The following is a 7190-nucleotide window of genomic DNA, read 5'->3' on the forward strand; positions in this document are numbered from 1 at the left end:
GGCGACGCTGCGCAGCTCCCTGCGGCGCAGCGGCTCGGGGCCGACGAGCCGGGCGCCGTAGCCGCCCAGGACGTTGACGAGACGGTCGAGGTGGATCACGCCCGCTCCTTTCCCCGGCGGCGGAGTTGTTCCGCGGCCACAAAGGGGCCTCACCTGATTGTCGCCCGAGGATAACGCCCGGCCCCGTCCCCGTGGACACACTCGTGGTAGGTGACGGCCCCCGTGTCGGCCGCCGCTGTGCTCGCCCCGTCCGTGGACCCGGTCCGCGGCGCGGGCCCTGAAGACAAGGAACGTTCATGGCCAGGACCACCGACCGATGGATGACCCGGGAGGCCTACGAGCGGCTCCGGGAGGAGCTCCGGACGCTGCGCGCGCTCCCCGACGACGACCCCGGCACCGGGGCGGACCGGGGCGCGGGGGACGTACTCCCCGCGCCCCGCTACATTCACGACCCCGCCGTGCGGCAGGCGCGCGTGCACACCATCGAGCGGCTGCTCAGCGAGGCCGTCGTGGACGAGGCCGCGCCCGACGACGGGATCGCCGCTCCCGGCAAGGTGCTCACCATCCGCTACGACGGCGAGGAGGAGGACGAGGTGTTCCTCCTCGGCGTCCGGGACGCGTCCGTGGCGGACCGGATGACGGTGTACTCCCCGGAGTCCCCGCTGGGCGCGGCGCTGGTGGGCGCCCGCCAGGGCGAGCGACGCACGTTCACCGCGCCCCGGGGCGCGGTCATCGGGGTCACCCTGCTCAGGGCCGAGCCGTACCGGGCCGCCGTCGTGCACTGACCCCGGCCGAGGGGAGCCGCCCGGGCCGGGAGACCGGGGAGGCGCGGAGAGGACGGGGACCGGGGGGAACGTTCGCTCCCGGCGGGCGCGCGGCGCCCCGGCCGAGGGGCCCCGCCTGGACGGGCGGCCGGAAAGCGCGGGGAGGACGGCAAGGTGCTCCCCGCGCGCCCCTGCACAGGGGATTTCGGAGAGGGGTTCCGGCGCGGGAACGCGTCGCGGGGTTTCTCCGCCGCGTGTTCCAGGGCTTTTTCCCTCGGTTTCCCGTGCTCCTTCCGACGCGCTTTCCCGCGCGTCCTCGTCGTACCCGGTTCCTCGCCGGGGAAAGGACGTCGGCGGGGGGACACAGGGGAAACCACTTCTCACGGCCTCCCCGGGGACGCCCCGGCCACGCGGAACACCAGGTCCGGGCGCGCCCTCCCCCGCCGTCACCCGCGGCCCGGCCGCCCGTGCGCGGCGGCGCCGGAGCGGCGCGCGCCCTCTCGCGGCGGCGCCCGCGGAGAACGGCTTCCGAACGGCGTTCCCGGCCTGCCCGGACACCGGGGAAAACGTCAGACCGGAAATCGGGAAAACGCCCTCGCCGTCTTTTCCCACGGGGAACGCCCTTTCCCTCCGGAGGGAAGAGCACACCGCCCCGAAGGCGCGGGGGGCTTCCTCCACGACCCGCGCGCACCCCGTTCCCGGAGGGGGAAGATCACGACCGCCCGGTTCCGGGTAGCGGGTTGGGGGAGCCCGCGGGAGCACGCGGGCCGAAGGAACGGACACCCGACGCAGAGAGGGCGATGCACATGAGCGCGGACACCGACGACGCGCGCTGGGCGCCGGTCAGGGACTGGCACGCGGCGGTGAGCGCAAGGGACCTGACGGCGGCGAAGGCGGTCGCCGACCCCGGCATCAGGGTCGGCGGCCCCCAGGGCTCCGCGCAGGGCGTGGACGCCTTCCTGGACTGGGTCCGCGACTCGGGCATCCGCATCGAACCGGTCGGCTGGCACACCGTGGACGAGCACCGCGTCGTGGTGGAGCAGGACGCCGCATGGCCCGGCCGCGCCGACTCGGGGCCCGAGGCGGCCCCGGTGCGCACCGCGACCCTGTTCGAGGTGCGCCACGGCCTGATCACCGCCGCACTCCGCTACGACGAGGGCGTGGAGGCGGCCCTCGACGCGGCCCGGCGCACGTCCTGACGCCGTGGACGTGCCGGGGCGCCGCGAGCGCGCCGGCCGCGTCCAGGCGCGCACGCTCCGGACCGCGCGGGTGTCCGGGACGCCGTGGGCGTACCGGCCGCGCGACACGGCCCGGGGCGGCCGGTACCGGTATCGGTGCGCCCCGGGTCGGTGCGGGGTGGGGGCCCGGGTCAGGGGGCCGCCGGTCTGCCGATGGTGTGGAGGAGGACGTGCGCCTCGTCGAGGCGGGCGGGGAAGGCCTCCGGGTTCTCCGCCAGCCGCATGGCGGTCAACTCGCAGGCCATGGCGGTGTGGGCGGCGAGCACGGCGACGTTCTCGACCGCACCCGCCTCCACCAGTGCACCGGCGAACCGGTGGGCGCGCTGCTGGCGGGTGAGCAGGTAGCGCGAGCGCAGCTCACCGCTCTCCCGGAGCAGGCGCGCCAGGACGGCGGAGTGGGCCGGGGAGAGCGCGGTGTGCGGCCTGACGGCGGCGTCGGCCTCCCTGAGCAGTTCGACGGCGGCGCCGAGGTCCTCGCCCAGCGGCCGGGGAGCCTTCTCCAGCACGTAGGCGCACATGCGGTCGGCCTCCGCCCCGTCGTCGGCGAACAGCACCTGCTGTTTGTCGCCGAAGTACCTGAAGAAGGTGGTCCGGCCGACTTCCGCGCGTTCGGCGATCGCGGCGACCGTGACGTTGTCGAATCCGTGCTCCGCGAAGAGCTGGAAGGCTGCTGACACGATCATGGCCCGGGCCTTACGCCGTTTGCGGGCGTGGAGCGTGTCGGGGGGGTGGTGCATGAGGCGACCCTATCGAGTGGGGATCCGGTTCTCTTTGGTACGCGGGACCATTGGGACGGTAGTCCTGAAACGCACCGCGAGACCGGGGAGCGGGAAGTCGTCTGTCCTGTTGTAGCGGGAACGCATCCGGTGGGCACAGTCCGAAACCCACGCGGGCGCACTGGTTGGCCCGGAATTTTATTGCAGAGCGGGGTTCGTCTGACAACCGCCTTCCGGACCGTGCGGAACATCTACCCGGAAAGCGGTTCGCCTCTCAGCGGATTTCGCCTTCCGCGCGGCCGGAGCGGGAGCCATTCCGGTTCAGTCCCCATTGAACATCTTCCAGGAAAACGTTCGGTTTCCTTACAGTTTCCCGGCCGGGGAACGCGGCCCGCCGGGGCGCGCGACCGCCGATTGTCAGTGGCCTGTGCCACAGTGGAGACCTCGATCCCATTCTGGAGCTGGTCATGGCATATCTCCTGGTCATCGGCACACGCAAGGGGCTCTTCACCGCCCGCAGCGAGGATCGGCGCGCGTGGGAGGTGAGCGGCCCGCACCGGCTCGACTCCGCGGACTACGCCAGCATGAGCGCGGTGTACGCGGTCGGCGTCAACCCGCACAGCGGCCGCATCCTCGCCGGAGCGGAGAGCTCGCACTTCGGACCGAGCGTCTGGTACAGCGACGACGGGGGCGCCACCTGGCACGAGCCCGGGTCCGCGCCCATCGCCTTCCCCGAGGACACCGACGCCTCCCTCGTCCGGGCCTGGCAGTTCGCCTTCGGCGACGACGCCGACACCGTGTACGCGGGGGTGGAGCCGCACGCCCTGTTCCGGTCCTCCGACGGCGGGCTGCGCTTCGAACTCGTCCGCGCCCTGTGGGACCACCCGCACCGCGCCGACTGGTTCCCCGGGGCGGGCGGCGGCGCGGTCCACACGATCCTGCCCGGGATCCTCGGCGCGGGCGAGCGCGTGCCCGGAGCCGTGACGGTGGCCATGTCCACCGGTGGTGTCTACCAGACCCGCGACGACGGTGCCAGTTGGGCTCCGGCCAACCGGGGGATCTCGGCGGTGTTCCTGCCCGACGAGGAGCCCGAGTACGGCCAGTGCGTGCACAAGGTGGCCGCCGGGCCGGGCGGCGTGCTCTACGCGCAGAACCACCACGGGGTGTACCGCAGCTCGGACCCCGCGGGGAAGGGGTGGACGGCCGTGGAGACCGGCCTCCCCACCGACTTCGGGTTCGCGGTGGTCGCCCACCCGCACCGGCCGGAGACCGCGCTCAACTTCCCCGTGGTCAGCCAGGAGGTGCACCTGCCGCCCGACCACCGGCTGGGCGTGTACCGGACCGACGACGGGGGCGGCAGCTGGCGGCCGTTCACGCAGGGCCTGCCGCGGGAGCCCTACTTCGGGATCGTGCTGCGCGACGGCGCCTGCACCGACGGGGCGGACGTGCCCGGGTTCTACTTCGGCACCCGGTCGGGCGACGTCTACGCCGCCACCGACGGCGGTGACGGCTGGCACCCGGTGGTCCAGCACCTGCCCGACGTCCTGTGCGTACGCGCCGCGGAGGTGTGAGATGCGGGTGACGGTACACCTGCCGGGTCTGCTGAGGGCCGACGCCGACGGCGCGGCCCACGTCCCGGTGGAGGTCGAGGACGGGACCGCGCTGGGCGGGGTGCTGGACGCGCTCACCGCCCGGTATCCGGGGTTGGACAGGCGGATCCGCGACGAGCAGGGGCGGCTGCGCCGCTACGTCAACGTGTTCGTGGACGAGGACGAGTGCCGCGGGGCCGGCGGGCTGGCGGCGCCGGTCCGCGACGGCGCGGACGTGCGCGTGCTGCCCTCGGTCGCCGGGGGCTGAGGGGGACCCGCACGACGTGCGGGTCGTCCGGGAGCGCCCCGGGCGGCCCTGCGCGGCTAGCCCGAGCGCTCGGCGCGCAGGGGCACCGGGCGCAGGTGGGTCAGGCTCCGCCACACCCACTCCAGCGGACCGAGCCGGAACCGGCGCGCCCACAGGTGGGCCAGGACGGCGGTCGCGACGAAGTAGGCGGCGGCCAGGGCGTACTGGGCCAGCTGGGGGACCGTCCCCTCGAACGGGCCCATGACCGCCAGGAACACCGCCGTGCTGCCCAGGTACACCGTGAGGGTCATCCGCCCGAGCGGGGCCAGGGTCCCCAGCACGCGCGCCGCGCCCCGTCCCCTGAGTACCAGCCACCACACCAGTCCCAGGTAGAGCAGGGCTCCGCCCAGGTTCAGCAAGGTGTTCCCCAGGAGGACGACCACGGTCTCGCCCACGGACCGCACCGGCGCGCCGTCGGCGCCGAACTCGGTCGGGAACACGACGCTGCCGACGAGCATGAGGGCCACGCTCAGGACCTGGACCACCGCGCCGAACACGAGCATGCGCAGCGGCAGGCGGGAGGTCCCCTCCGCACCGGTTCCGGGCTCGGCGGTGAGCTCCGGGCGGCGGGCCAGCCACACGCCCACGCAGAAGAACCCGAGGGTCTGCGGGACCAGCATCGCCGAGGCCCCCCAGGTGTGGTCCCCGAGGAACGGCGAGAGCAGCAGGTCCGACACCGGCACGGCGGCGAACAACACGGCCGCCGCGACCAGCGGTCTGCGGCGGGACCCGCCGAGCAGCAGCGGCACCAGCGGGGTCAGCAGCAGCGCCGCGACCGAGTACTGGGTGAGGATGTCCCCGTCGAAGACCGCCAGGTGCGGAAGTCCGAACAGCAGGCCCAGGACGGCGTAGCGGCGCAGCATCACCGCCGCCGGACTCCCGCCGCGCCGGGCGGCGGCCCGCCACGCCAGGACCACGCCCGCGCCCAGCAGCACCATGAGCATGGTCCTGGCCCTGCCCGACATGAGCAGGGTGAGCCCGCCGTCCACGAGTTCGCTCAGCACGCCCGGGACCCGGTCGCCCGACATCTCGACGGGATAGACCACCGAGGACGCGTTCATCATGACCACGCCGATCATCGCGAGCGCCCGGGCGACGTCCAGGAACACCACGCGCCGCGCGGGGGACGGCAGGCCGGGACCGGCACCGTCGGACGCGGCTGCGCGCCGTGCCCCGGCCGTGTGCCGCGCCTCGGTCCCCGCCGTGCGCGGTTCCCCGCTCCCGGCCGTGTGGAGCGCCCCGCCCTCGTGCCGTGCCCCGGCCGTGTACCGCCCCCCGGCACCGACCGGGTGGTGCGTCCCGTCCCCGTGCCGTTGTGCCCCTGTCGTGTCGTACCCCGCCTCGCTCATGCGGCGCCCTCTCCCCTTCCGACGTCGAACGGCTCCCAGCCTCGCCTCCGGGCCCGTGCGCGCGCATCGACCGAACGGCCGACGCCCGGACCCGCCCGCCTCGTACCTTCGGCCGAGGCCCGCCGCGTCCGCGCGGCCTACGCTGGTCGCCATGGCCATGAACAGGGTGTTCGCGACGCGCGGCGGCGGCCGGACCAGCGGTGCGCTGTCCCGGATCGCGCCGTGGGCCGTGGCGTGCGTGCTCGCGGTGCTGTGGGCGCTGGACCTGCTGCGCGTTCACGGCGACTTCTCCCGCCCGGACTGGATGGGGCCCCCGCACTCGGCCATGGACTACGTGCCGGTGGTCTCCGGCGGGGTGGTCTGCGTGCTCGCGCTGCTCACCCTGCGCCCGTCCTCGGGACCGGTGGCGACCGCGGTGTCCGGTGCGGCGGCCGCGGCCTCGGTGCTGGCGGCCTCCGCGGTGCTGTGGCCGCTGCCCATGGGGGAGGCGTTCGGATACGCCCTGGCGGGCTCGGAGGTCAGCGGGCTGCTGGTGCTGCTCGCGCTGGCCGGGCTGCGGTGCGGCCCCTGGCAGATCGGCGCGGTGTCCCTGTGCGCCTTCGCGGCCACCCTCTCGGACTACCTGCGAGAGCCCGTCCCCTACTACGCGAGCCTGGCCAACACGTCGCTGACGTTCGTGGCCGTGGGACTGGCCCCGGGGCTGTACCTGCGGTGGCGGGAGGCCCAGCGGCGCTCCCACGTGGAGCACGCCCGGTCCCAGGAGCGGCTGGCGATCGCCCGCGACCTGCACGACGTCGTGGCGCACGAGGTGACCGGCATCGTCGTCCAGGCGCAGGCGCTGCGCCACATCGCCGACCGCGACCCCGGCGCGGTGCGGAACGCGCTGCCCGAGATCGAGGCGGCGGGGGCGCGCGCACTGGAGTCCATGCGCGGGATGGTCTCGCGGCTGCGGGAGCCGGGCGACGTGCCGCTGGCCCCGGACACCGCCGCGGGGCTGGCCCGGCTGGTGACACCGGCGGCCGGGGGCCGACCGGAGGTGGCGGTACGGTGCCGGGGTCCCGTGGAGGCCCTGCCGCCGACCGCCGGGACGGCGGTGCTGCGGATCGCCCAGGAGTCGGTCACCAACGCGCTGCGGCACGCCCGGGGCGCCGCCCGGGTGGAGGTGTCGGTGGAGGCCGGAGCGGAGGAGGTCGCGGTGCGGGTGAGTGACGACGGCCAGGGGGGCTC

7 protein-coding genes are annotated in these 7190 nt (G+C 74.8%); 5 read left to right on the forward strand and 2 right to left on the reverse strand.

All coding sequences use genetic code 11. The annotated features are described in order from the left end of the window. The first annotated feature begins 296 nt into the window (after positions 1-296). Positions 297-785 carry a GreA/GreB family elongation factor gene (locus tag DQW06_RS05980; protein ID WP_013155869.1) on the forward strand — a complete coding sequence of 163 codons (489 nt, stop codon included), beginning with the start codon at positions 297-299 and terminating at the stop codon, positions 783-785. Between the two features lie 785 nt (positions 786-1570). Beyond that, positions 1571-1963: a nuclear transport factor 2 family protein gene (locus tag DQW06_RS05985; protein ID WP_013155868.1), complete on the forward strand. Its 393-nt coding sequence runs from the start codon at positions 1571-1573 to the stop codon at positions 1961-1963. Positions 1964-2133: 170 nt separating this feature from the next. Here the strand turns inward: DQW06_RS05985 and DQW06_RS05990 are convergent, their stop codons facing one another. Continuing rightward, positions 2134-2739: a TetR/AcrR family transcriptional regulator gene (locus DQW06_RS05990; RefSeq protein ID WP_013155867.1), complete on the reverse strand. Its 606-nt coding sequence runs from the start codon at positions 2737-2739 to the stop codon at positions 2134-2136. 446 nt (positions 2740-3185) lie between these two features. Between DQW06_RS05990 and DQW06_RS05995 the strand changes: the two genes are divergently transcribed. After that, positions 3186-4289 (forward strand): sialidase family protein, encoded by a 1104-nt coding sequence (locus tag DQW06_RS05995; protein ID WP_013155866.1) that lies wholly within the window; start codon positions 3186-3188, stop codon positions 4287-4289. Position 4290: 1 nt separating this feature from the next. Next, on the forward strand, positions 4291-4575 hold the full coding sequence (locus DQW06_RS06000) for a ubiquitin-like small modifier protein 1 (RefSeq protein ID WP_013155865.1): 285 nt from the start codon (positions 4291-4293) through the stop codon (positions 4573-4575). A gap of 56 nt (positions 4576-4631) precedes the next feature. On the opposite strand, the gene DQW06_RS06005 is transcribed toward DQW06_RS06000, so the two are convergent. Beyond that, positions 4632-5963, reverse strand: a complete 1332-nt coding sequence (locus DQW06_RS06005; protein ID WP_232832964.1) for a DUF418 domain-containing protein — start codon at positions 5961-5963, stop codon at positions 4632-4634. 151 nt (positions 5964-6114) lie between these two features. On the opposite strand from DQW06_RS06005, the gene DQW06_RS06010 reads away from it, so the two are divergent. Then, positions 6115-7190: sensor histidine kinase (locus DQW06_RS06010; protein ID WP_117198113.1), on the forward strand; the 1076-nt coding region annotated here is incomplete at its 3' end.

It is taken from the genome of Nocardiopsis sp. TNDT3 (assembly GCF_003427465.1).
In the GTDB taxonomy this organism is placed as follows: Bacteria; Actinomycetota; Actinomycetes; order Streptosporangiales; family Streptosporangiaceae; genus Nocardiopsis; species Nocardiopsis dassonvillei.

Coding starts and splice junctions, on each gene's coding strand:
- DQW06_RS05980 (WP_013155869.1), top strand. CDS start 297: ATGGCCAGGACCACCGACCGATGGATGACCCGGGAGGCCTACGAGCGG.
- DQW06_RS05985 (WP_013155868.1), top strand. CDS start 1,571: ATGAGCGCGGACACCGACGACGCGCGCTGGGCGCCGGTCAGGGACTGG.
- DQW06_RS05990 (WP_013155867.1), bottom strand. CDS start 2,739: ATGCACCACCCCCCCGACACGCTCCACGCCCGCAAACGGCGTAAGGCC.
- DQW06_RS05995 (WP_013155866.1), top strand. CDS start 3,186: ATGGCATATCTCCTGGTCATCGGCACACGCAAGGGGCTCTTCACCGCC.
- DQW06_RS06000 (WP_013155865.1), top strand. CDS start 4,291: ATGCGGGTGACGGTACACCTGCCGGGTCTGCTGAGGGCCGACGCCGAC.
- DQW06_RS06005 (WP_232832964.1), bottom strand. CDS start 5,963: ATGAGCGAGGCGGGGTACGACACGACAGGGGCACAACGGCACGGGGAC.